Source organism: Aquirufa originis, assembly GCF_042714495.1.
Classification (GTDB): domain Bacteria; phylum Bacteroidota; class Bacteroidia; order Cytophagales; family Spirosomataceae; genus Aquirufa; species Aquirufa originis.
Genome location: NZ_JBBKXY010000002.1, coordinates 230,503 through 253,952 on the forward strand (window position 1 = coordinate 230,503; position 23,450 = coordinate 253,952).

Consider the following 23,450-nt stretch of genomic DNA (forward strand, 5'->3'; position numbering starts at 1 on the left):
TTAGTTTCCTTTTTTAATCGCTTGGTAAATCACTTCATTGATTCCTGTGCGAATGTTCATATCCGAAATTTTGGAATTATTCCGCGTCGGATACACTCGATTCGATAAGAAGACGTAGACTAAATCCTGCGTAGGATCAATCCACGTATAGGTTCCCGTGAAACCCGAGTGACCAAAGCTCTCCGGACTCGCCGAAGCCGCCGCAGAAATACCCGCCTTGTTGCGATCCACTTTGTCAAATCCTACCCCGCGACGTGCATTTTCCGCCGCACTAAATGGATACGAAGTCCACTGTTTGATCGTCGATTCTTGAATGAATTGCTGGCCACCGTAATAGCCTTTTTGGAGGTACATCTGCATTAATTTCGCTAAGTCATTCGCATTCCCAAACAAGCCCGCGTGACCTGAAATGCCATCCAATAAGGCAGCACCCTCATCGTGCACCTTTCCGTGAATCAAGGTCTTGCGGAATAATGAATCATATTCAGATGGCACAATGCGTGCTAATGGGAAATGTTTCTCTGCTTGATAAACTAAAGTCGATGCTCCTAAAGGTTTGTAAAACGAATCTGCTAAAAAGTCCGTCCAAGGCTTTCCGGTCATACGCGGCGACTCTGATGGCAATAAATAATACGATAAATCAGAGTACACATATTCCTTCTTCTCGCGCAACGGACTCTCTTTAATCGCCGTCATAATCTGCTCTTTCAAGGTCTTGTGTGCCCATAAAGTAGGCGCCACCTGCGTGGGGTATTCCTCGGATTGCGCATAAGATAAGGTAAATGGCTTCCAACGCGTCACGTCTTTCGTGATATCAACGAATTCTTTCCACATCGCTTTTTGGTCGGTAATATTTTTCTTCAAACGCGCTTCCCCAGAAGCTGGGCTCAAGAAACGTTCAATGTATTTGTACTTCACATCGTCCTGCGTGTATTTAGCTTGGAATTTCTTGCTGTGGAAAATCATATCGGTACTATCGATATAGTCCATCCAGAACGGAATCCAAGCCTTCAAGCGAGCCTGGTGTGTTAACACATCTTCGTATAAAAGTCCTGATTTATTCGATTTAGCAAAAGAAGGAACGAGTTGTCCCATCGTCGTTTTCAAAGAGAATTTACCTTCATCCTGCCATTTCATCAAGGCCGGAACGGAGGTGGAAATCTTGGTAATAGAAGCTAAATCGAAGATATCGGAAGTCTTCAGTGGAACTGTCGTTTCGTATATCTGGTTGCCAAAAGCTTTGTGGTAAATGACCTTCCCTTCTTTGGCAATCAACACCACCACACCCGGAGCGCCCTTCACCGCGATCGCTAATTTCGCCATCGAATCCACTTTCGCGTTTAAGTAGGCAGACGAAATGCCCACCGCTTCCGGAAGTAAATTGTATTGCAAACGCGCTAACGAAGTCGTCGTCAAACCCATCCCCTGCTTGTAAGTCGCATTCAAACTAACCGGTAATTTCCCCGTCGCCGGAATCGCCCCAAAAACAATCTCCGCCGCCGCTTCCTGCTGCGTTATCCCATCCTGATAGGCCGTCATCAAAGCTCCAGCGTTCTTCAAACTGTCAAATTGTGTCAACGTATTCACGTTTGCAAAGTGAATCGCCACTGTTTTAGGCGTGGCAAAACGGTTCACCAAAGCCTTGATTGCCGGCTTCAAACTGTAATTATTCGCCGGGCGAATCGAAATGCTGTGAATCCCCATCAACACCACATCGTAGTTTTTCAAGGTATTTTCGATACGTGTAATCGTCGTATCCGCGCTCGTTTCATCTACATAGAAATGAGGCATTTCGACGTAGTTGTTGGCCATTTTTTGGAACTCCGTAGGAAATGCAGAGCCGTAAGATGGTTTCCCGATCGCTAGGGTCGCAATACGTGTTTTATCCAACGCTTTGATGGGAACTAACTCGCCCGGATTCTTGATTAACGTGATCGTCTTCTCTGCTAATTCGCGGTTCAACACTTCACTCTTAATCGGATTCAAATCCTTGAGTAAGTTCTCCACGACGATCGGTTCGTAGTGGGCAAGTCCCGCCCAGGCTTTGGCATGTAAAATACGTTTAACCCGCTGATCGATATCCTCTTGCGAGATTTCGCCGTCCGTTAACGCCTTCTTAATGGCATCAAAAGCCGCCGGAACATCCACAAATGTTTCTAAAATATCATTACCGGCAAGGATCGCCTTCACGTTCGCCGTGCCTTCTGGGAACATCTTCGTCGCCCCTTTCATGTCCATCGCATCCGTAAACACGAGGCCTTTAAATTTCAATTCATCGCGCAATAAACCAGTCACAATCGGTTTCGAAAGTGTCGAGGCTAAAGATTTCGTCGTATCTAACGCGGGCAAATTCAGGTGAGCCACCATCACGCCCTGCAAGCCATTCGAGATCAATTCTCGATACGGGTACAATTCCAAACTATCCAAGCGCGCACGCGAGTGATTCAAGACCGGAATATCAAAATGAGAATCCACGCCTGTATCGCCGTGGCCTGGAAAATGTTTCGCTGAAGTAATGATTCCGGCTTTTTGGAGCCCTCTCATATAGGCCAAAGACTTCGCCGTCACATCCTCCCGATTCTCCCCAAACGAGCGGAAATTAATCACCGGGTTCAACGGATTATTGTTCACATCCACCACTGGCGCATAATTAATGTGCACGCCCATTCGTCTACATTGCTCCCCTATTTGCAGGCCCATCTTCTCGATCAAAGCCGTATTCCCTTGCATCGCACCTAAAGTCATTTGGTATGGAAAACGAAACGTCGAATCCAAACGCATCGCCAATCCCCACTCTAAATCCATCCCGATAAACAGCGGAACCTTCGTTCTATGTTGTAACTCATTCACTAACAGCGCCTGCTTCACCGGGTGTCCTTTAAACAGCACGAAGCCTCCCACATGGTAGTCTTTCACAATCGAATACAAACGCGTCGTGTCATAGGTATCCGCCACATTTCCACGGGGCATCAATAGTTGACCGATTTTCTCGTCTACACTCAAGGAATTGAAAACGGAATCCACCCATTTTTGCTGGGTATGTGGGAATAAATCCTGTGAAAAGGCCTGGAAACTTAAAAGGAAAAGCAGTAATCCGGTGCTGATTTTTTTCATAGCAAGGTTAACATTCATATAAGGTGTGAAAATACGCTAAATGTGGGAATCTTCTGAAATATCCGCCCTAATTTTTCGTGCTAATTTTCATTCCAACGAAAGCATTCGTAATTTTAGGACTTAAATGATGAACGTATGAGAAAAAAAATTGTTGCAGGTAACTGGAAAATGAACAAAACGGCGCAAGAAGCATTCGTTTTGGCTACTGAAGTAGCAGAATTAGTGAAGTCTAGCGTTTCCGCGGATGTTCAGGTGATTATGTCGACCCCGGCTTTGTATTTAACAGGTGTAAATCAAGTGATTGAGGGCATTCCAAATTTAGCCGTTGCAGCCCAAAACTGCCACGAAAAAGCCTCTGGCGCTTACACAGGAGAGATATCTGCTCCCATGTTAGCTTCTGCTGGCGTACAATATGTCATCTTAGGACACTCTGAGCGTCGTCAATACTTTGCAGAAACAAACGAGCAATTAGCGGCTAAAACAGACGCAGCTTTGGCAAACGGCTTAACGCCTTTATTCTGCTGCGGCGAAAGCTTAGAAACACGCGAAGGCGCAGATTTCTTAGGCCACGTAGCACAACAATTAACAGAAAGCTTATTCCACCTTTCAGCGGAGGAATTCAGCAAAGTAGTGATCGCTTACGAACCCATCTGGGCGATTGGAACCGGTTTAACCGCTTCTTCAGACCAAGCACAAGAAATGCACGCCTTTTTACGTGCACACATCGCTAAAAAATATGGCCAAAACGTAGCCGACAGCATCTCTATCCTTTACGGCGGAAGCTGCAACGCGAAAAACGCGAAAGAATTATTCGCTTGCCCAGACGTAGATGGTGGTTTAATCGGTGGCGCTTCGCTAGTTGCGGCTGATTTTATTACGATTGCTACTTCTTATTAAGAATTAGAGATAATAGAGTAGAGAGTATAGATTGTAGATAGAGATTAACCCATCTCTACTCTATGCTCTATAATCTCTACTCTTTTTTTATTTTAGCATCATGAACCATGTAATCGCATTCGACGCAGACGACACCCTTTGGGTGAATGAACCCTATTTTAGAGAGACAGAAGATAAATTCTGTGCGCTCTTAGAAGACTATTTACCCGTCCACACCACCGGTCAAGAGCTTTTCAAAGTCGAGATGAATAACCTCGCACTCTATGGTTATGGGGTCAAAGGATTTATGCTTTCCATGGTCGAAACGGCCATTCAAGTTTCTGGCGGAACGATGAGCCTAGACGGAATCGAAAAAATTCTAAACCTGGGCAAAGAATTACTCGAGCGCGATATCGAAATTTTGCCAGGCGTCGTCGAAGTTCTACAATCCTTGCAAGGCAAATACCGATTAGTCGTGGCCACCAAAGGTGACCTATTAGATCAACAACGCAAACTCGCTAAATCCGGCTTAGAGCAATATTTCCACCACATCGAAATCATGTCGGATAAGCAAGAAAGCGATTATTTAAAACTGATCAAACACCTCGATGTCGATCCAGCACATTTCACAATGATTGGGAATTCATTGAAATCAGATATCCTACCTGCACTCGCAGTTGGTGGACACGGAATCCATGTTCCTTATCACACGACTTGGGCACATGAGGTGGTTTCGCACAAGGTGGAGCATGAGAATTTTAGAGAGGTGGAGGAGTTGAGGGAGGTGCTAAATTATTTATAAAGCACAAAGAATAAAGAATAGAGTTAGCATCGCCTGCGGCGATAACCTTCGTGAAATGTTTTAAAGCATTTCATAAAACATAAAAAACGGGGCCAAGGCCCCGTTTTTTATTCCAACTTTATTCTTTGTGCTTTCAATTGATTAAACAGCCATTATAGTTTCAGAAGTCACATAAAACTTTCTTCCATGGTCTTGTTAGTCAGACTTTTGTATGCGCGGATCAATACAACATGTCCAGGGTATTTCATCATAAAATCTCTTAATGCATTAAAATTGTGCTCTTGGGTTAGTATTGCCAATTCAAGTTCTTTAGGTCTATAATTCGGTTGAATTTGGCCAAATAACACTGGGAGTATATACCACAAGTATTTATTTCTATTCTTTTTCAGCCAAGGAGCTTTTGCGTCATGAACATTCGCTTCTAAAATTTTCTTAAATTTATCCTCAAGTTCTCCTGCCAAATGAAGATTTGTGACTTTTCCTGTTTTTTCAACTTTAATTACAACCCAGGCTGATTGCAGTTTTATTGTAGAATCAATAATTAACCCTTTTGTCAAGAATGATCGTAATTTTTCTGATTCAACATGTTCATATATTTTTTTATAATTTAATTTGCTTTTCTGTGCCTGGCATATGGTTGCAAATAAGAGCATAAAAGTGATAAATGTGTATTTCATTTTGTATCTGAATCTCTCTAAATTAAACCTACTTATATGTTGTAATTCATATTTAAAATTTGATGCGATAAGGTCACATATATACCTCCTGCATTCTTTCATTAGTTAATCTTTTAAGAGAATGTAGAATAATAACGTGCCCTGGTTCCTCCACAATTAGTTCTCCTAAAGCATTAAGGTTGTAGTCATGTGTTAAAACGTTTAACTGTATCTCTTTAGGAGAATAATTAGATTGTATTTGGCCGAATTGCATTGGTAAAATATACCATAGGTATTTTTTTTTATTTTTTTTCAACCAGGGTGCTTTGGGGTTGTAAATATTAGATTTCAAAACATTGACAAATTTTTCATCAAAGAATCCATTTACTTTGATTTCAGATACTTTACCCGTTTTTTCAACTTTGATAAATAGCCATCCTGATTGAAATTTATCAGTAGAGTCAATAAATAAACCAGAGGTAATGTGCTCGTATAAATTGTCACGTTCAATATTAATTGGTAAAATTTTGATTTTTTTTTGCGAGAAAGCTGTAAATGAGAGCATTGCAAAAAATAATAAGAATATTTTTTTCATAACAATAAAATTTAGTTGCAAGAATGACCAAAATAAAATTTCAAAAGCGCATCTTCTATTTCAATATCAAATGATCTTCGAAAAGAAACGATTTTGCCGTATCCATCAGCATTATTTGATACTCCACGTATAAATATAGTTTCTGCTTGATCTACTCTAATATTACTATACATGGAATGCAAAAATTCACTGGCTGGTTTAATATATTCACGTAACATGGTCGTGTGGTCGATTTTTTCAGTTTTGCCAATTTTAGCATGCAATATTTCATGAATTATAACTGCAGCGATATATTCCTGTGATGCCTGAGAAAGTGAACTTTCACTTAACTTAATCGTATTGCTACTTGGATAGTAACCACCATCCAATTTATGTGTTTTATCGTCATTCCAAATTACTGGTTCATTTGAGAATTTTAAATTGAAAGTAGGGCTATTGACAAAATTTTTAATGATGTCTCCTATTACTCCATGAAAATTATGAGTTTTTAAGTTAGTTAAAACCTTTGAAAAACATGGATTGGTAAAGTTGTCTTCGAATTCTGTGTAATTATAATCAACAAAACTATACGGAGAATTACCCCCACCATAATTTCCTGCATTAAAGTAGCCCGCTTCAAAATAATAATTAAAAGTATTCATGTCGAATCTGGTATTCCCAAAATAAAATCCACCCCCTCCTTGGTTTAATCTGGGTGCACTAATAGTAACGTTTTCTAATAGAATGCCGAGTATTTCTTCAATAAGCATCCAATCTATCGGTGTATCAAAATTCATTTCGCGCATCGGTGTAGCCTTTCCTTTAGGGGTAGACGCACTTTTCTTTCGGATAAATCCAGATCTTAACGTTTTTCCCTCTGCCGTCTGAATCACGATTTGCATATCGGTACTATTTAATCTATTGTAAGACTTGTACCATCCATGTCTTTTTCCTCCTAGCTCAAAAGTAATAAACTCTTTGTATCCAGATGCTGTCTTCACAGGAGCAGCATATCCTTTAATACTATCAGGCAGCATAATTGGAATAGAATTATTCCATTCAATCAAATTGGCCTGATTTAACTTATCATTTTTTGTTGCCCACGTTTTTAATTCAGAAATGGTCTCAACAGAAGAAGGTCTTACCTCATCCAATGTAACTTCCTTACTACATGAATTCAACAACAAGAGAGAGAATAATCCGAATAATAGTTTGAAAAAACCTTCGGGGGTTAAATGAATAACTCGACATTCACTTAAGGTTAATGGTACTTTGTTTTCCATAATAAAAGATGTTTTATCTAGATCTTAGCCAGGCCAAAATAGAGAATGGTGAGATCATCCATCAGTAGGATGATTAAAACAAATTATGATGGGGGAGAACAGGATTATTGAAACAGAAAAAATCCAACAATACGAAGTAAAATAAGTGGTTGTCTATTCTGAATTGAGTTTCACCACTGGATTAAAAGTACCCTTAATAATTGAAGAAACAATTACAATCTAAAGAATGCAAGTAGAATATCAGTAATCTGGTATTTTTAAAAAGTGCTAGGTTCAAAGAGCAGAGTTAGCATCGCCTGCGGCGATAACATTCGTGAAATGGTTTAAAGCATTTCATAAACCATAAAAAACGGGGCCGAGGCCCCTTTTTTTATTCCAACTTTATTCTTTGTGCTTTGTGCTCTATTCTTTAAAAAAAGAGTAGAGATTAGAGAGCATAGAGAAGAGATAAACAAATCCCAGCACTATCAACTCCTATCTCTACTCTCTACTCTATAATCTATACTCTAAAAATCGCCTTCGCGATTTTTAAACCCCTTCCGCCACTACTTCCTTCACACCCGGAACAATACGCGTTAATAACGCTTCGATTCCTTGCTTTAGGGTCATGGTTGATGATGGGCAGCCAGAGCAAGAACCTTGCAATAAAACCTTTACCTGGCCTGTTGTCTCGTCAAACGAGTGGAAGGTGATCGCACCACCGTCGGATTCTACTGCTGGGCGAACGTATTCGTCTAGAGCTTGCTTGATTTGCTTGATGGCTGGCGTGTCGTTAGACTGGTCGTCAGCAATCGTTGCTTCTGGTAGAGAGAAAACGGGTTGCTTCTCCTCGAAATATTTCTTTAAATAGGTCTTGATCCCGAATAACTCATCTTCCCAAGCCACTGACTCGGATTTTGTTAAGGTGATGAAGTTGTTCGTGATGAAAACACGGGATACGAAATCAAAGCCAAAAAGAGCGACCGCTAAAGGCGAGTTTTTCTCCTTCGTTAATCCGTCGGCTGGTTGGGTGTAATCGAATGACATCCCTTCTGGTAGTAATTCCATATTGAAGACGAACTTCATGGAATGTGGATTAGGGGTCGATTCGGTATAGATATGTATAGTTGAAGATGTGTTCATTCCAAAGTATTTAAAGGGAGGGGTATTTTAATATCTAGAACAAAGGTACGGCCTATTTGGTTTCCAAAAAACAAAAAAACCCGGCATTTTCATGCCGGGTTTTCTATGTCTAACGAATGAAATTACTCAGCCTTAGCTGCTTTCTTCGCTGGTGCTTTTTTCTCTGCTGCTGGAGCTGCTGCTTTTTTCGCAGGAGCTTTCTTAGCTGGAGCCTCCGCTGCTGGAGCTGCTTCTACTGCTGCCTCAGCTTTAGGTGCTGGAGCTGCTTTCTTAGCCGGAGCTTTCGCTGGTGCATCTGCAGGAGCTGCATTAGCTGAAATAGGTAAAACGTGAACGAATGAACGTCCTTTGAAACCTTTTTGGAACTTTACAACACCATCCGTCAAAGCGAATAATGTGTGATCTTTTCCGATTCCTACGTTTAAGCCAGGATTGTGAGCAGTACCACGTTGACGAACGATGATATTTCCTGCAATGATTGCTTGACCTCCAAATAACTTAACGCCTAATCGTTTTGAATGTGATTCGCGACCGTTTTTGGATGATCCGGCGCCTTTCTTATGTGCCATGTTATTATTTATTTATGCGTTCCGAAGAATCGCTTAGTTTAAGACTTATTTTAGGTTGATTGATTCAATCAATACTTTCGTCAAATCTTGACGGTGACCATTCATTTTTTGGTAGGTCTTTCTACGCTTTTTCTTGAAAACTAAAACTTTCTCGCCACGAACGTGTGCAACAATTTTAGCTGTAACAGTGGCTCCAGCTACTGTGGGAGCTCCTACGGAAATCTTTCCGTCATTGTCAACAAGTAATACCTTGTCGATAACCAGTGCAGCGCCTTCTGCTCCCGCTAAACGGTGAGTGTATACAGAACGGTCTTTTTCTACTTTAAATTGCTGCCCGGCAATTTCTACGATTGCGTACATTTTTACTGTATTTAAGTGAAACAATCCCACGAGGCTAGTGATTCAAGACAAATGAAAAACTTTTAAAAGCCTTTTAAATGGGGGTGCAAATCTAAAAATTAATTCGCTTAATAGCAAACACTATTCATAAATAAATTCTCCGTATTCGCTGCTGATGGTCAGCTTCTTAGTCGCTGAGGCTTCTACGCGGCCCACGATTTGGGCAGGAATACCAAAGGACTGGGAGATGCGGATGATTTCATCCGCGTGTGCTGGATTCGCATAGACTTCTAAGCGATGGCCCATGTTGAATACTTGGTACATCTCTTTGAAGCTAGTTCCGCTCTCTTTTTGGATCAAATCAAACAGCGGTGGAATCGAGAACAAATTATCCTTAATCACGTGGACATTGTTCACAAAGTGCATCACTTTTGTCTGCGCTCCACCGGAACAATGCACCATTCCGTGCAAATGAGGACGTAATTCTGTTAGTAAAGCTTTCACCACTGGCGCGTAGGTACGCGTAGGGGAAAGGATCAATTGACCTACGTTTAACGGGGTTCCGGGAACCGCTTCCGTTAAGTTGCGAGAGCCGGAATACACTAAATCCGAAGGAACAGATGGGTCAAAGCTTTCTGGGTATTTATTCGCTAGGTATTTCCCTAACACGTCGTGACGTGCGGAAGTCAAGCCATTGCTGCCCATTCCGCCATTGTAAGTCGTTTCGTAATTCGCTTGGCCGTCAGAGGCTAAGCCGATGATCACATCGCCTGCTTGGATATTGCCGTTTGAAATGACGTCTGAGCGCTTCATACGACCGATAACCGTGCTGTCCACGATGATCGTGCGCACTAAATCACCTACGTCTGCGGTTTCACCGCCAGTGGAATAAATGCCGATGCCGTTATCGCGTAGCATTTGTAAAACTTCTTCGGTTCCGTTGATGATTTCGGCGATAACCTCGCCTGGAATTAAGTTTTTGTTGCGGCCGATGGTGCTGGAAAGCAACATTTGGTCTGTCGCGCCCACGCAGATTAAATCGTCCGTGTTCATCACCACCGCGTCTTGTGCGATGCCTCGCCAGACGGAGATGTCACCCGTTTCCTTCCAGTATAAGTAGGCCAAAGACGACTTCGTTCCCGCCCCATCCGCGTGCATAATGTTGCAATAGTCCGCATCACCGCCCAAGATATCTGGGGAGATTTTGCAGAATGCCTGCGGGAAAAGACCTTTGTCTAAGTTCGCAATGGCTTTGTGAACATCTTCTTTCGAGGCAGAAACACCTCGTTGCATGTAACGGTCTGACGACATCGTAGGATCAGTTTTAGGATATTTTTAATTGGGCAAATTCTTTGGCAAAATAGGTCAAAATGACCTGGGCTCCGGCGCGCTTCATCGAAAGCAAGCTTTCTAACATCGCTTTTTCGCCATCAATCCAGCCGTTTGCTGCGGCTGCTTTGACCATCGCGTACTCGCCTGAAACGTTGTAGGCGGCGATCGGTAAATTGGTATTGTCGCGGAGTAAAGAAATGATGTCTAAGTAGGCCAAAGCCGGTTTGACCATCAAGAAATCTGCTCCTTCTAATTCATCTAATTCCGCCTCGCGAAGGGCTTCGCGGCTGTTTGCGGGGTTCATTTGGTAGGTCTTTTTATCGCCAAATTTAGGCGCAGACTCTAACGCATCGCGGAAAGGTCCGTAAAAAGCAGACGCATATTTCGCGCTGTAGGCCATAATGCCCACATTCGTGAAACCAGCATCGTCTAACGATTCGCGTAGATAACCCACGCGACCATCCATCATATCCGATGGACCGATCAGTTTTGATCCGGCTTGGGCTTGTGCTACGGTCATTTTGGCCAACACCTCTAAAGTCTCGTCATTCAAAATCTCGCCGCCGCGTACAATCCCGTCGTGTCCATCCGAACTGTAGGGATCCATCGCCACATCCGTTAACATCGAAATCTCCGGAAAACGACTCGTCACGGCGTGAATGGCCTCTAAATACAGACTGCCTTGGCGGTGCGATTCAGTCGCTAGCGAATCCTTGCGGTCCTCTGCTACTTGGGGAAAAAGGGCGTAAGAAGTGATTCCTAGATTGAGACACTCCTCGATTTCTTTCAATAAAAGGTCCGTCGTGTAGCGGTAAATGCCCGGCATCGACTTGATTTCGGTTTTCGTGGCAGAACCATCCATCACAAAAAGAGGGAAAAGTAAATCCTTCACCGAAAGGCGATTTTCCTCCACCATCGTACGGATAGCGGCACTGGAACGGTTACGACGCGGTCTATTCAACATAGGAATTGATTTTGAACCTGCAATTTAGGCATAAGCCCTGATTCCGCAATGAAAAAGGGGGATTAAAGGAGGCGATCGTTCAAATTCCGCAATTGCTCTTGCAGGTCTCGAACTAAGCCTACACAAGCATCAAATTCATAGCGAAAAACGGGTTCATTGGAACCACCAGGATCGGCAACGCCGGAGAAATGGGGATAGTCTTTGGACTTAAAAAGAACCGACAAATCTGCTTCTAAAATTCCTGCGATTTGCTTCATGCGACTCAGGGAAGGGTCCGTCAGGCCACGTTCGATTTTAGAGTAGGCAGATACCGTAATTCCTAATTCCGAGGATACATAATCTTGGCTGTAGCCTATATCTATCCGGGCTTTTCGAATTAAAGTAGCAAATTCTTTCATTCCGGTAAAATTCCAAAACTATGAGGATAATTCGTAGCTACTGAAAAGACAAAACTTCTACTTTCAGGAAAAAAAGCGCAATCAAAAGGCGTGTTTTTCGATTAAGGTCCAACCTTTCGTGATGTCCTGCGCGAATTGCAAGCCGGCACTTTCCAGAATGTCCTGTAAATCAGCGGTAATGTCGGTTGTCGTTTCTACGAATTGATGGAAAAAATCCTGTAAAGATTCGCCATACGTTTCCTCGCAAATCCGGATGAAGTCGGCTTTCGTGTAGCCTTTTTTCAATGCCCCAAACTCCGCGTTCATTTTATGCATCACTTCTTTTAACGACTTGCCGTTTTTTGCCTGTAATTGTAGGTCCAAAGCCAAAGCCACCACCGCTCCCTTGTAATAAATGGACGCGCGCTTAGAAGGCAAGCTCACCCCGTAGCCGTCCAGCCATAAATCGATCGAACTTTCCTCCAGCGACTGCTGCGCATTCGCATCGCGATCAAAATGCAATTTCAAGTTGCCTAATAAACCGGCCAGGTATTCTTGCCGAGTCCAAACGCCCGACTCATACAAAAACCAATCCCCAAGATAGGTCGTAATTCCCTCCACGACCCAGCCGGTGGAAAACGGCACCTCTCGGTCGTATGCATAGGGAAATAGTTCCTTCGGGCGAATCGTCGCAATATTCCAAACGTGAAACAGTTCGTGCGAGCCTAAGCCGATCAAGTCTTCGTAGGCATCGCGATCCGGCGGTCCCATCACCATCATCGTAGATTTTGTGTGCTCCACCCCGTGGTAATAGGGCGTAGGACAAACCCAGAGCATATAGTGATATTCTTTGACGGGGAAAGTGCCCATCCAGTCGAGCTGGGTTTGGGTGAATTTTTCGTAGGCGTCAGTGAGTTTTTTCGTCAAAGCCTGGCGCGATCCGACTACATCGATCGCAAATTTCACGCCATTGCATTTCCATTTATGTTGAAAGATGGCAGGGGCCGCGATGTAAGGCGAGTCCACAAGCTCGCGGTATTTTCCACCGTTTTTGAAAGTACAGACACTCTGCCAGCCGGCTGGTTTTTCAATTTGAATCTCGCAACGCTCGTTTTCACGGCCCTTGACATACAGAAGACAGTTGATGAAATTGATATAAAGCAAGTCAGCCTCCGCCACAGATCCGCCGGCATCGGGTTGATTCGCATAATAGCTGTAGCGAATTTCGACTGGTTCCGATGCTTCTAAGGTCCAAATAGAGGAAGCGATTTTTTCGATGGGTATGGGAACACCTCCGCTAAAGGCCTTCAGAACTGGAATGTTTTTCGCAAAGTTTTGAGCCTGGTAGCGGCCTGGACGCCAAATAGGTAGTTGAATCACCTGTTTGCCCGGTTTACGTGGGGTAAACTGAAAGGTGATGTCCAAATAGTTCGGCTTTTCAGCCAGCTGAATGTGATAACGATTAAGCATTAGGCTAATACTTCTTGTAGGATTTGCAAGGAACGAATCTCTCCGAAATTTTCCATGTGCAATTGATAATAATTAAGCATTCCGGCCAATAATTCTTTGCGTTCCGCCCGGTGAAGCATAATGGGGTGACCGTAATCCGCGTGAATCAAGGCGTCTAATTCCGTAAAATTTGGCACGATGCAGCCGGCGGCTTTCAGTTGCTGGTAGAATTCCGCGGCATTACCTGCCCCAAAACCCAAAAAGGCAGCTAATTGCCATAAAAACTGTAGATGGAAGTTTTCGAAATGTTCTGAAGCGCGATCCAGATATTGCATGGAATGGCTCAAGAATTCGAACAAAGCGGGATTCGCCTCCTCTTCTTTTAATACTTTGCTTAAAACTTCAGAAAGAAATAAAGCTAGCGAAGACTTCGCGATGTCAAAGGGGATGGCTTGGTAGGGGAAGAAACATTTGGCCTCTGAAATCCGATGCAACCCCTTTCCCGGCTTGTGGTAGACTTCTAAGTCTAGCAAGGTGAGCGGTTGGAAGAGGGCCATTTTATGCTTGGCTTTGGCAGAACGCACCCCATTTTCGATGTAAGAACTGATCCCCATTTCCGCGGTGTAGACGTTCACCAAGATCGAGGTTTCCCGATACCGCATGTAGGAAATGACGATGCCTTGGGTTTTAGTTAGCATTTGGGTCGGCCATCGGAATACCAGTAGCTTCCGAAATTCGTTGGCAAATTTCTTCGATTGAATCTGATTCTTTAAAGCGAATCGGGTCTTTGAACTCCACGCTCAAAGTCGTGTTACGTTTCTTTAAGAAGAAGCCTTTCTTGTCAAAGGCGCGGCGGAAACCGTTGATTTGGACAGGAACGACGATGGGATTTGCGGCCTTAATGAGGTGCGCAGTTCCTTTTCTGATGGGGGCAAATGGGCGCGTAGTTCCTTGTGGGAAACTAACTACCCAGCCAAAATTTAGGCCTTTAATAACCTTCGCTTGGGCTTCTAAATCTACCTCCCGCTTTACATCCTGGCCATGTGCACGCCAGGAGCGATTCACTAAAATAGCCCCGGCTAACGAAAATACTCGGGGTAAAAAACCATCCTCCTTCATCGTCTCTGATGCCGCCACGTAAAAAAGCCGAGAACGCGGAGCCAGTAAATAAAAAGGAAAGCGAATACTGTTATTCACCCGCCATTTCACGGAGAAAAAGATGTGGTAGAGGCAAATCACGTCCATAAAATAGGTTTGGTGATTCGATAAAAACAGAACGCCTTCACGTGGTAAATCGATGATTTTTTCTGTTCCCTTTATTTCGGTTTTGTTGTAAATGCTCAAGCGAGCAAAGGTTAACCAGCCCAGAATAAACACGATAATTCGTTTCATTCCGATCGGGTTCCCAAACGGGTCACGACGGACCAGACCCCAGCGGTCTAGGCAATCAAAAAAATGCTGTAAAAAGGTTATACTCTTAAAATCCACCGCTCTTCTCTTTGCCTTTCTTGGCTGGTTTTGTTTTTGTTGGTTCTATCTTAGCCGGCGCTTTCTTCACCGGAATCAATGGTTTGTAATAGGAAGTGAAGCGCTTGATAAACGCATTTTTTTCTTCTGCAGCTGCCTCTACAACTTTTACTCCTCCTTTTTTCTGTGTCTTCATCGACTCACGCACTGTGGCTAAAAAGGAATTGTCAGAAGAATAAACACCTAACTCTCCCTCAAAATAAGCGAAATAATACCAAAGATCTTCCGATAATTCCCAATAGGCGTAAAACTCTTCCTTGTTTGGCTTCTTCACCACCTCCATAAATCCTTTAATCGTGGCATTCACATCTACAGGTCCCACATTGATCAAAGGCAAATCCCCAATCGAGTAAAAAGCGCTCAAATTTGGTGACCAAGCCCATTTTACGGAGGAGAAATTAATCATGCTCGTGAATTCTGGATCCACTTTATCCAAGGCTAAATGCTCCCGATCCATGCGTGCTTTCGTGGCCTCAGGAATTTTTTTGCCTAAAATCGGTTCCACTCGCTTCAAGTATTCGTCTCGATCCGCCGGCTCATCCGCCGCAGCTGTAAGTAATCCCTCTTCTAAATTGTATTTCACAATGCGATCACCCATTTTCTGCAGAATGGGAACCGGCACTTGGAACTGTAAACTGAGCCAAGATTCGATACGCGGAATGAGCGTGTCGATGGACATGGAAATCTTGCCAAAAGACCGAACTAGTTTGTTACCCGTGAATAATTGCACCATTCCGTCCGTGTCCACACGCTTTTTCGGAATCGATAAATGCATCTGCGATTCCGCATTTTTAATGCTGTACACTTCGGACGCTTCCGTCACTTCGCCGGCCGCTTTGAACAAGACGGGGTCGTCTTCATTCGACATGGGGCCCAGGAAAGAAGGGTATAATTTATTCGCCGCATTCACGAAAATGCCGGCGGTGACGGAGCGACCGAGTTCATCTTTCAACTCGTCGTTCACCACAATTCCCTTCGAATTCGCGAACGGAATCCAGGCCGTTTTGAATTTCAGGGTGCCTAATAAGGGCCGGATGGATCCTTTGAATTCCAAACTCGGTTTCTCCGATAAGAAATACACATCGCCTTTGAATTCTTGGTGTGCCGTTAATTTTAAAGGCGTTTTCTCGATGTAGCGTGCCTCCGCCCGGATTCCCTCCGGCAGAAAATCGAAATTCTTCATAGGAATAACTAAGCTATCGCTTCCCTCCACCGGCAACAAGTAATTCGCTGTTCCCGTAAATCGATTCGCGTTAGCGGTGACGGTGTTAATGTTTGCCAAAACGTGGCCATTCACCGTCGCCCTCGCACCTACTAAAGATTTAAATTGGCCACCCTTCGCAATCGCTAATAGACCTTTTGCCGGATAAACCGTCGCTGGCCCAATCTCGATTTCTTTCACGCCTTCTAGCGAAATGACCTCAGAAACTTGATCCAGCACGCCTGACTTCGCCGTGATGGGCCCGGCTTTTGAAGCGGAATCTAAGATGTGTAAAACAGGCTTCTGTAGCTTTATCTTTTGGTTTTTTTGCTCCCAAACCGCCCCTGCGTAAGTCGTGGAATACCCTTGAATAGGTAATAGCGCTTTCGCATCTTCCACCGCTTTAAAGTTCAGATTCACCGCGCCTGGTGCAGCTTCGATAGAAATCCGTTCCGCCTGGAATACCGGTTTCTTCAATCCTATGGTGAGCGATGCATCCTTCGATTTCCACGTCGCGGGTTGGAAATAATACAGTTCTGATTTCAGTTTTCCATCACCTAAGGTAATGTCGCCCTTGCCAAAAACCTGCTTTTTGTGCATCCAAACCGGCCCCTCTAATTGCAATTGATTCGCATAGAGCGCAAAGGAATTCTTCTCTGGATAAATGGCCAAGGAATCCTCGCGTGGCAACCAGGTGAATCGGTGTCCTGGCAGACTCGCAATGGGGCCTTTCTTGTTTGCCATCTCCCCTAGTTTACCTTCGGAGCCGACACTAATTAGCGAATCCGGATACAGGAAGGCCTCTTTTAGCGTGGATTGGAACCCATCCATCGAGAAAGATCCTGCCGTGTGAAGGCCCTTTTTGTCCATTTCCAGCGGGGCGCTCAGGCTGAGGTTGGCCTTGTTTTGATAGATTTTTAGGGGCGTTTTCTGGGTATAGGTAAAGCCAAAACTTTGGTCCGGCTTCAAGATCAATTGCGTGTTTAAGGGGGGTAAAAGCCCTTTAGAGTGAAAGGTCCCCACAAATACGGGCGCCTTTTGCGTCAAACTATCGAGGGCGATGCTGGGCACTTTAAAATAGTAGGTCGAATCATACACCCCTTTCGCGCGCCATGGCTCGTCGAAGTGGGCGGTCATCCCTTTTGGGATAAGTAATTTAGGGTATTCTGCTACCCCAAAACGCCCTGACTTATTGCCCGGTGGGCTCAAAATAAGCGAACCTGATCCATAGCGAAAAGCCCCTCCAAACTCCTTGGATTGGCCTTTAGGGATAAAAGTAATCGAATCAATCTGTGCGAATTGCGCCGTAAAGTCGTTGAATTTAAAGGCAAAATCTGGGCCTCGGAAGCGGTAATCGCCGATCTTGATTTCGCCTAAGAAATTGAAGTCGCGGCCTTTTTGGAAGGTCAACGCCTCGTCATAGGGAATAAATTCCGCCTTCAGCGAGTCCGAAATCATCACCTGCTGGATGCCCCGAATGCGCAATTTCTTGTCCACTAAATCGAGGGAAATCGAGGCAGAATCCGCATCGAGATTTTCGCCCATCGAGGCCGCATAAAAGGTGTCAAAATCCTTTTTCTCATAAGCCACCCGCGCATAATGCCGCCCCAAAGCCGTAAAAGAATACAGCTCATCCACCACTTGCATATAGCCCGCATCCACGTAGGACAGAAAACCGGATTGAATCTGCTCTGGCCGGCGATTCACTAAAACGGCTAGGTCGCCGATGGTCGCCGTCTCCACTTTATTTTCGACTAAATAGCGGTACAGAATCCGCATCGGGCTATAATTCAACAAGCCTTGTAATTCCTGAATGCGGCCGTCATTGTAATAATCCTTCGATTCGAGCCAAGCGGGAACCTGGTTTCGGCCGGAAATTTGGTAAAAATCGATGCGCTTTTCCTTGACCCTTAGTACCCCTAAATCCACCGACATCCGCATATCGTGGAACGTGTCTTCGAACAAGGCGCGATTCGTGGCCCCGGTTAATTTTTTAAAATGGAAGGTCTGGTTTTTCGGATAATACTGACCGGCCACATCCTTTCTTGTGAGCGAATCCTTTTCGCTTAATGGACTACTCCAGCGACCTTGCGGAACGACAATAGACGAGTCTGGCAAGAACCAAATCTGTGGTGCGGACATCGTCCCTAGCTTCTGGAAATGCAAAGCCCCATCCCGTAAACCTTTGCGCAGATCCTTGAAAACTGGTTTTCCTTCCGCGGACCACACATCCCCCGTCATTTCGGTGAATTCTGTTCCCTTAAATTCGAAAGAGAAGTATTTGTCTTTTCGCCGTAAAGTAAGTGATCCCTCGCCATTCAGCGCTTTTTCCTGCTCGATCCAGTCCGCCGAAATAAATCGAAGCGTCCCATTCGCCGGTTGAAATTGCATGGCATCGATCTGCAGACGCGCGTTTTTGTGACCTAGTTTTTCACCTTGAATTTCTCCGCCTTTGGCCATACCTGTTTTCGACTTTTCGTCCCAGGCAAATTCAGTCACCTGAAAAACAAGGCTATCATTCGCGATACGGTAGGTGATTTCTGTAGGCCCCCACTGGTTTTTCTCTTTCTGAGCGCTATTCACGCGCAGCGAATAGGGCCCTACCTGAATCTTTTGCGCAGAAAGGCTAAAGCTCAGGGCAAGGGTGAAAAGTAGGATGCGAAAGAATGTGATCGTATTCTGCATAAAGGGATAAAAATACATAAAATATTCAGATATTTGGGTCAAAATAATCCCTATGTCTAACGTACTTTCCTTATTTAAAGATATTAAAGCCTTCATTTTTGACATCGATGGTGTGATGACGGACGGCAATGTACACGTTCTGGAGACAGGCGAACATTTCCGCACCTTCTACATCCGCGATGGCTATGCGCTCGAAAAAGCGCGTGAGGCTAATTTTCAAATGTGCGTGATTACAGGTGGAAGTCATCCAGGGGTCAAAAAACGTTTAGAAAATCTCAAGTTTCAACACATCTATTTCGGTTTAGGTGGGAAAGATAAGCTGGAAACTTATTTAGAATTATTGCCAAAATTAGGCGTTAAAGAGAACGAAATCTTATACATGGGAGACGATATGGCGGATTTAAAAGTCCTGTCTCGCCCGGATATTTTAAGCACCTGCCCGGCAGATGCGATTCCTGAATTGCACCAAGTCGTGAAATACGTTTCTCCCTTTAATGGTGGCCGTGGTGCGGTGAGAGATGTGATTGAAAAAGTATTAAAACTCCAAGGAAAATGGGCTTAATCTTACCAGTAAAGGGGATATCACCCGTTTTAGGAGAAGACAACTGGGTCGCACCTAATGCCACCATCGTGGGGGATGTGCAGACCGGAAAGCAGTGCACGATTTGGTTTAATGCGGTCGTTCGCGGGGATGTGAATTCCATCCGCATTGGCAATTATTCGAACATTCAGGACGGTGCGGTGGTGCATTGTACCTACCAAAAAACCGTCACCAACATAGGCGATTATGTTTCCATCGCACACAATGCGATCGTCCACGGTTGTACCATCGAGGACAACGTGCTTATCGGAATGGGGGCCATCGTGATGGACAACGCCTATATCGAAACAGGCAGTATTGTGGCGGCGGGTGCCGTGGTGACGCAAGGAACTCGGGTGCCGGCAGGCAGTATTTACGCGGGAAATCCAGCCAAATATTTAAAAGATGTCAGCCCAGAGGCTGCCGAAGTTTTCAAGCGCACGGCTTATAATTATGTAGAATACGCGTCGTGGTTTTCAAATCCAACACAATGAGCAATGATCCCTTACATGGCGTAACACTCGAAGCCATTTTAACTGATCTAGTCGATTTATTAGGCTGGGAAGAGATGGCTCGCAAAATCCGAATTAACTGCTTTGCGAGTGATCCGAGTATCAAATCTAGCTTGACATTCTTGCGCAAGACGCCTTGGGCGAGGGCGAAGGTGGAGACGCTGTATGTTTGGAATATTAAAAAACTAGAGAAGCACAAAAAGGCCCGCAATGCCCAGCAGGTAGACGAGTAGAACCACAAAGGAGTCGTAGCCCATTCGCAGAATTTGCTTTTTCGGGTGTATCACCATTCCCACCATGTAAATGCCGGTTAAGAAGATGCCCAAAGCCGTGAGGTAAATATCTGGTTTGGAAATACTCGGCAAAATCGCGTCGCCACCGATCAGTGAGGCGACTAAAAACAAGACCGGCAAGAAGGCATTACCGCCAAAAATATCACTCACCGCCATATTATAATCCCGGATCCGTGCTGACGCAATTCCGGTGGAAATCTCCGGCAAGGCAGTACAAAGTGCCAGTATTGTTCCTCCAAAAAGTACCCCATCAATCCCCCAGCGAACAGACAACGTTTCTCCAGAAGCTTCTAAGGCCCAGCCAGCGCCTAAAGTGAGCACGGCGCCACCCGCTAAGACGAAAAAGGCTTGACGTAATGTCCCCTTAAATCGAACATTGGGATGACGAAGCTGGTAATTCACATCTTGTTTGCTGCGGTAGTCCGGCTCGGATTTACCTACTTTGGCAATCATAAAAATCGATCCCAACCAGATTAATGCAATCATCCACTCGAAGGGGGTCGAACGCAATATCAGGAAAGAGGACGGGAATGTGGTCCCCATCAGTACCAAAGTCAAGATAAATATAAGCGCCACACCCTCTAAAACGAGTACCTTTGAATGCCCTTTCCAGGTCAAGGGGGCCGATCTTCCCACCCCAAATACATCGATTAATACCAGCACCACCGTCTGAATCGCAATGCCGCCTAAAATATTGCTGACGGCGATATCATAATCTCGGTGATAGGCCGCGACAACCGTAATAGCGATTTCAGGCAGATTAGTCACGATGGCCAAAAAAACCATCCCCCCAAAAGCCTCCCCTAAATCATAATGGTCTGTAATATGGTCAATGGCCTTAGTCAAGTGGATTCCGGTGATCCAGATCACGGCGGTTGAAACCAGAAAAATAGCTACTAGGATGAAATCAGACATGTTCGCCGCGATTTACCAGCCAGCCAAAAATAGCCGCCGTAATGAACATGATGATACTATACACCACCGCCGGAATCGTCATTGTCCCATTCCCGATCACGCTCAAGGCTATAAAGATCGCCAAAGACCCATTGTGAATCCCGATCTCCATCCCTATCGCGATAGCTTGCTTCTTCTCCAAATTCAACAATCGCGGCAGAAAATACCCAATCGAGAGACAGGCCACATTAAATAAAAGACAGGCCAAACCGACCGTCTGAATATCCTGCATCAAGTGATCACGCTCTTTCCAACCGGCTAAAACAATAATCAAGGCGAGGAAAATGGCGGACAAGATTTTCACGGGAGACTCGAGCTTTTGTGCAAATCCGGGTGCTTTTTTTCGAACCAGCATACCCACCGAAACAGGTAAAATAACAATCAAACACACCTCTAATACTTTCGAAAATTGCAGAGGAACATAGGCGTCCTGCTGCATCAATAATTTCATCGAAAGATTGACGATAAAAGCGATGGAAACCACCGATAAAATGCTGTTGAGGGCGGTGAGGGTGACATTCAGCGCGACGTCGCCTTTGGCGATATGCGAATACAAATTCGCCGAAGGACCACCGGGAGCCGCAGCTAAAAGCATCAAACCTACGGCTAATTCAGGGGGCAAGTTTAGCCCTTTCGCGATGAAAAAGCAGATGATAGGCAGCAGAATCATTTGGGTTCCTAGGCCTACGATGACCGCTTTCGGATATTCATAGACGCGCTTGAAATCCGCCATCGTGAGCGACAAACCTAATCCGGTCATAATTATCGCGAGGGCGATGGGCATTAAAACGACGGAGAGAAAGCTTGCTTGCATGCGAAAATTTTTAAACCTTGCGGTGCTTAAAATTAAAGAAATACTTGATCTTTCTCCTAAAAATCTTTGTTCGATTCGCGCTGCGACTCTTTTGCCCGTCCCTCGTGGTGAAAAATGCGGAGTTGATGAAAACCAAAGGCCCTGTTCTATTGGTCGTTAACCACCCGGATTCATTTTTAGATGCCGTCATCATAGGCGCTTTGTATCCGCGAAATATCAACTATTTAGCGCGGGGAGACGTGTTTAGAAACCCAGTTTTCGGGTTTTTATTAAGGCAATTAAATATGCTTCCCGTCTTTCGCCAACGTGAGGGAAAAGAGCACTTGCACCTGAATTCAACCACCTTTCGTCAAGCAGTGGAATGCCTCCGCAACGACGGAATTGTATTGATTTTCATCGAAGGAATCTGCCTCAATACCCACGAGTTGCAGCCATTTAAAAAGGGCGCGAGTCGTATTTTAGAGAGTGCGCACGCGGAGGGAATTTTCCCGATTGTTCAGATTGCGGGGATTGGGTATTCGAGTTTTACGGCTTTTGGGAAGGGAATTCACCTGGCTTTCAAAAATATGCCGTGGCCTGCGCCTATCGTGGAAGCGGCGGATCGAGTCAAGTTTAATGCGGCGGTTTTCGAGAAGATGGAACGCTTGATTGAGGTGCCGAAGCACGTAGGATTCCCGCACGGATTGCTTTACTATTTTGCCTTGCCTCTGTATATTCCGGTACGGGCTTTTGCGGCGGCGAAAACGAAGGATTCCGTCTTTTACGATTCGGTTTTGTTCGCCCTTTTGCTTTTTACTTTCCCCGTCTATGTCGCACTCGTGGTGACGATTGTTCTGAAAGTCAAATTGATTCTGGGCTGATGAATTTTTGTGGTGGGTGGCAGACGATGCAGCCAGTGGGTTTGGGTTTCGCCTTTCATGACGAGTAAGCTTCCTGCTTCGAGGAAGACGTCTATTTTTTCGCCGGATTGTTTGTGCTTGAAGCAGAATTTTCTTTCTGCGCCAAAGCTCAGCGAGCCAATCGCCCCATTTTTTTGCAAATCTTTTTCGCCGTCACTGTGCCAGGCCATTCCTTCAGAGCCATCGTGGTATAGGTTCAACAAGCAGGAATTATAGGTTTCGCCGGAGTGTTTTTCCGCGAGGGATTTTAAGGCTTGCAATTCAGGTGTCCAAGGCAAGGCGGTCTTCATTGTATTGCTGTAGGTATACGAAAAAGGTTCGTCTCCGTACCAAGCCACTTTGCGTTTCGTGATGATGCGTTTGCCATAAATGACCGCCTCATCGTTTCGCCATTCGATGCGTTCTAGTAAGGCCTGCGCCATGTCGGCTGCTTCCGTAGAAGACATCAATTTCCCGTAATAATGGACGATTCCGTCGCCTGGAAGCAGGTTTACCGAAGGGTCCGCAGGAAAATCGAATAGCTCCATA

The 23,450-nt window shown here is 44.8% G+C and carries 22 protein-coding genes and 1 pseudogene; 6 read left to right on the forward strand and 17 right to left on the reverse strand.

The annotated features are described in order from the left end of the window. Positions 1-3,114, reverse strand: coding sequence for a glycoside hydrolase family 3 N-terminal domain-containing protein (locus SKC35_RS06415; RefSeq protein WP_377978569.1), 3,114 nt, complete (start codon positions 3,112-3,114; stop codon positions 1-3). A gap of 135 nt (positions 3,115-3,249) precedes the next feature. On the opposite strand from SKC35_RS06415, the gene tpiA reads away from it, so the two are divergent. Next, complete coding sequence (gene tpiA, locus SKC35_RS06420; RefSeq protein WP_377978570.1) at positions 3,250-4,011, forward strand: triose-phosphate isomerase; 762 nt, start codon at positions 3,250-3,252, stop codon at positions 4,009-4,011. Between the two features lie 100 nt (positions 4,012-4,111). Beyond that, positions 4,112-4,792, forward strand: a complete 681-nt coding sequence (locus tag SKC35_RS06425; protein ID WP_377978571.1) for an HAD family hydrolase — start codon at positions 4,112-4,114, stop codon at positions 4,790-4,792. A 167-nt stretch (positions 4,793-4,959) separates the two neighbouring features. On the opposite strand, the gene SKC35_RS06430 is transcribed toward SKC35_RS06425, so the two are convergent. From SKC35_RS06430 to SKC35_RS06490, 13 genes and pseudogenes are all read right to left on the reverse strand, one after another. Then, the gene (locus SKC35_RS06430) at positions 4,960-5,469 is read right to left on the reverse strand and encodes a hypothetical protein (protein WP_377978572.1); all 510 of its coding nucleotides are present in this window, start codon (positions 5,467-5,469) and stop codon (positions 4,960-4,962) included. Positions 5,470-5,542: 73 nt separating this feature from the next. Next, on the reverse strand, positions 5,543-6,043 hold the full coding sequence (locus tag SKC35_RS06435) for a hypothetical protein (RefSeq protein WP_377978573.1): 501 nt from the start codon (positions 6,041-6,043) through the stop codon (positions 5,543-5,545). 11 nt (positions 6,044-6,054) lie between these two features. Next, entirely contained in the window at positions 6,055-7,305 is a 1,251-nt protein-coding gene (locus SKC35_RS06440; RefSeq protein ID WP_377978574.1) for a hypothetical protein, read from the reverse strand. 528 nt (positions 7,306-7,833) lie between these two features. Continuing rightward, on the reverse strand, positions 7,834-8,427 hold the full coding sequence (locus SKC35_RS06445) for a NifU family protein (RefSeq protein WP_377978575.1): 594 nt from the start codon (positions 8,425-8,427) through the stop codon (positions 7,834-7,836). Positions 8,428-8,738: 311 nt separating this feature from the next. After that, a pseudogene (gene rpmA / locus SKC35_RS06450) lies at positions 8,739-8,996 on the reverse strand (50S ribosomal protein L27); the annotation flags it as partial. A 45-nt stretch (positions 8,997-9,041) separates the two neighbouring features. After that, positions 9,042-9,356 carry a 50S ribosomal protein L21 gene (gene rplU, locus SKC35_RS06455; protein ID WP_130895529.1) on the reverse strand — a complete coding sequence of 105 codons (315 nt, stop codon included), beginning with the start codon at positions 9,354-9,356 and terminating at the stop codon, positions 9,042-9,044. Positions 9,357-9,476: 120 nt separating this feature from the next. Beyond that, complete coding sequence (locus tag SKC35_RS06460) at positions 9,477-10,646, reverse strand: AIR synthase related protein (RefSeq protein ID WP_269006793.1); 1,170 nt, start codon at positions 10,644-10,646, stop codon at positions 9,477-9,479. A 13-nt stretch (positions 10,647-10,659) separates the two neighbouring features. Then, entirely contained in the window at positions 10,660-11,631 is a 972-nt protein-coding gene (gene hemB, locus SKC35_RS06465; RefSeq protein ID WP_377978576.1) for a porphobilinogen synthase, read from the reverse strand. A gap of 62 nt (positions 11,632-11,693) precedes the next feature. Continuing rightward, on the reverse strand, positions 11,694-12,029 hold the full coding sequence (locus SKC35_RS06470) for a helix-turn-helix domain-containing protein (protein WP_130895532.1): 336 nt from the start codon (positions 12,027-12,029) through the stop codon (positions 11,694-11,696). Between the two features lie 81 nt (positions 12,030-12,110). Then, positions 12,111-13,478 (reverse strand): M61 family metallopeptidase, encoded by a 1,368-nt coding sequence (locus tag SKC35_RS06475; RefSeq protein ID WP_377978577.1) that lies wholly within the window; start codon positions 13,476-13,478, stop codon positions 12,111-12,113. Then, the gene (gene recO, locus SKC35_RS06480; RefSeq protein ID WP_377978578.1) at positions 13,478-14,155 is read right to left on the reverse strand and encodes a DNA repair protein RecO; all 678 of its coding nucleotides are present in this window, start codon (positions 14,153-14,155) and stop codon (positions 13,478-13,480) included. Before recO ends, SKC35_RS06475 begins: the two co-directional genes overlap by 1 nt. Then, on the reverse strand, positions 14,145-14,849 hold the full coding sequence (locus SKC35_RS06485) for a lysophospholipid acyltransferase family protein (RefSeq protein WP_377978579.1): 705 nt from the start codon (positions 14,847-14,849) through the stop codon (positions 14,145-14,147). The genes recO and SKC35_RS06485 overlap by 11 nt, the downstream gene beginning before the upstream one ends. A gap of 85 nt (positions 14,850-14,934) precedes the next feature. Then, entirely contained in the window at positions 14,935-18,870 is a 3,936-nt protein-coding gene (locus tag SKC35_RS06490) for a hypothetical protein (protein ID WP_377978580.1), read from the reverse strand. 52 nt (positions 18,871-18,922) lie between these two features. On the opposite strand from SKC35_RS06490, the gene SKC35_RS06495 reads away from it, so the two are divergent. Genes SKC35_RS06495 through SKC35_RS06505 form a run of 3 tightly spaced genes read left to right on the forward strand, consistent with a single transcriptional unit; the run spans position 18,923 to position 20,195 of the window. Beyond that, a complete protein-coding gene (locus tag SKC35_RS06495; RefSeq protein ID WP_223131674.1) occupies positions 18,923-19,432 on the forward strand; it encodes a KdsC family phosphatase in 510 nt (169 codons plus the stop codon). Next, entirely contained in the window at positions 19,423-19,944 is a 522-nt protein-coding gene (locus SKC35_RS06500) for a gamma carbonic anhydrase family protein (RefSeq protein ID WP_269001353.1), read from the forward strand. Before SKC35_RS06495 ends, SKC35_RS06500 begins: the two co-directional genes overlap by 10 nt. Beyond that, entirely contained in the window at positions 19,941-20,195 is a 255-nt protein-coding gene (locus SKC35_RS06505; protein ID WP_269006799.1) for a VF530 family protein, read from the forward strand. The genes SKC35_RS06500 and SKC35_RS06505 overlap by 4 nt, the downstream gene beginning before the upstream one ends. Here the strand turns inward: SKC35_RS06505 and SKC35_RS06510 are convergent. Together SKC35_RS06510 and SKC35_RS06515 are read right to left on the reverse strand one after the other, a co-directional pair. Then, positions 20,148-21,170, reverse strand: a complete 1,023-nt coding sequence (locus SKC35_RS06510; RefSeq protein WP_377978581.1) for a sodium:calcium antiporter — start codon at positions 21,168-21,170, stop codon at positions 20,148-20,150. The two genes, SKC35_RS06505 and SKC35_RS06510, sit on opposite strands and share 48 nt — an antisense overlap. Further along, a complete protein-coding gene (locus SKC35_RS06515) occupies positions 21,163-22,173 on the reverse strand; it encodes a bile acid:sodium symporter family protein (RefSeq protein ID WP_377978940.1) in 1,011 nt (336 codons plus the stop codon). Before SKC35_RS06515 ends, SKC35_RS06510 begins: the two co-directional genes overlap by 8 nt. Between SKC35_RS06515 and SKC35_RS06520 the strand changes: the two genes are divergently transcribed. Beyond that, positions 22,131-22,883, forward strand: coding sequence for a 1-acyl-sn-glycerol-3-phosphate acyltransferase (locus tag SKC35_RS06520; RefSeq protein WP_377978941.1), 753 nt, complete (start codon positions 22,131-22,133; stop codon positions 22,881-22,883). The two genes, SKC35_RS06515 and SKC35_RS06520, sit on opposite strands and share 43 nt — an antisense overlap. Here SKC35_RS06520 and SKC35_RS06525 read toward each other — a convergent pair. Beyond that, complete coding sequence (locus SKC35_RS06525) at positions 22,829-23,449, reverse strand: alpha-ketoglutarate-dependent dioxygenase AlkB family protein (RefSeq protein WP_377978582.1); 621 nt, start codon at positions 23,447-23,449, stop codon at positions 22,829-22,831. The two genes, SKC35_RS06520 and SKC35_RS06525, sit on opposite strands and share 55 nt — an antisense overlap. Position 23,450 lies beyond the last annotated feature (1 nt).

Bases quoted from the DNA above. Each gene is read 5' to 3' on its own strand.
- SKC35_RS06415 (WP_377978569.1), bottom strand. From the start codon at position 3,114: ATGAAAAAAATCAGCACCGGATTACTGCTTTTCCTTTTAAGTTTCCAG.
- tpiA (WP_377978570.1), top strand. From the start codon at position 3,250: ATGAGAAAAAAAATTGTTGCAGGTAACTGGAAAATGAACAAAACGGCG.
- SKC35_RS06425 (WP_377978571.1), top strand. From the start codon at position 4,112: ATGAACCATGTAATCGCATTCGACGCAGACGACACCCTTTGGGTGAAT.
- SKC35_RS06430 (WP_377978572.1), bottom strand. From the start codon at position 5,469: ATGAAATACACATTTATCACTTTTATGCTCTTATTTGCAACCATATGC.
- SKC35_RS06435 (WP_377978573.1), bottom strand. From the start codon at position 6,043: ATGAAAAAAATATTCTTATTATTTTTTGCAATGCTCTCATTTACAGCT.
- SKC35_RS06440 (WP_377978574.1), bottom strand. From the start codon at position 7,305: ATGGAAAACAAAGTACCATTAACCTTAAGTGAATGTCGAGTTATTCAT.
- SKC35_RS06445 (WP_377978575.1), bottom strand. From the start codon at position 8,427: ATGAACACATCTTCAACTATACATATCTATACCGAATCGACCCCTAAT.
- rplU (WP_130895529.1), bottom strand. From the start codon at position 9,356: ATGTACGCAATCGTAGAAATTGCCGGGCAGCAATTTAAAGTAGAAAAA.
- SKC35_RS06460 (WP_269006793.1), bottom strand. From the start codon at position 10,646: ATGTCGTCAGACCGTTACATGCAACGAGGTGTTTCTGCCTCGAAAGAA.
- hemB (WP_377978576.1), bottom strand. From the start codon at position 11,631: ATGTTGAATAGACCGCGTCGTAACCGTTCCAGTGCCGCTATCCGTACG.
- SKC35_RS06470 (WP_130895532.1), bottom strand. From the start codon at position 12,029: ATGAAAGAATTTGCTACTTTAATTCGAAAAGCCCGGATAGATATAGGC.
- SKC35_RS06475 (WP_377978577.1), bottom strand. From the start codon at position 13,478: ATGCTTAATCGTTATCACATTCAGCTGGCTGAAAAGCCGAACTATTTG.
- recO (WP_377978578.1), bottom strand. From the start codon at position 14,155: ATGCTAACTAAAACCCAAGGCATCGTCATTTCCTACATGCGGTATCGG.
- SKC35_RS06485 (WP_377978579.1), bottom strand. From the start codon at position 14,849: ATGAAACGAATTATCGTGTTTATTCTGGGCTGGTTAACCTTTGCTCGC.
- SKC35_RS06490 (WP_377978580.1), bottom strand. From the start codon at position 18,870: ATGCAGAATACGATCACATTCTTTCGCATCCTACTTTTCACCCTTGCC.
- SKC35_RS06495 (WP_223131674.1), top strand. From the start codon at position 18,923: ATGTCTAACGTACTTTCCTTATTTAAAGATATTAAAGCCTTCATTTTT.
- SKC35_RS06500 (WP_269001353.1), top strand. From the start codon at position 19,423: ATGGGCTTAATCTTACCAGTAAAGGGGATATCACCCGTTTTAGGAGAA.
- SKC35_RS06505 (WP_269006799.1), top strand. From the start codon at position 19,941: ATGAGCAATGATCCCTTACATGGCGTAACACTCGAAGCCATTTTAACT.
- SKC35_RS06510 (WP_377978581.1), bottom strand. From the start codon at position 21,170: ATGTCTGATTTCATCCTAGTAGCTATTTTTCTGGTTTCAACCGCCGTG.
- SKC35_RS06525 (WP_377978582.1), bottom strand. From the start codon at position 23,449: ATGGAGCTATTCGATTTTCCTGCGGACCCTTCGGTAAACCTGCTTCCA.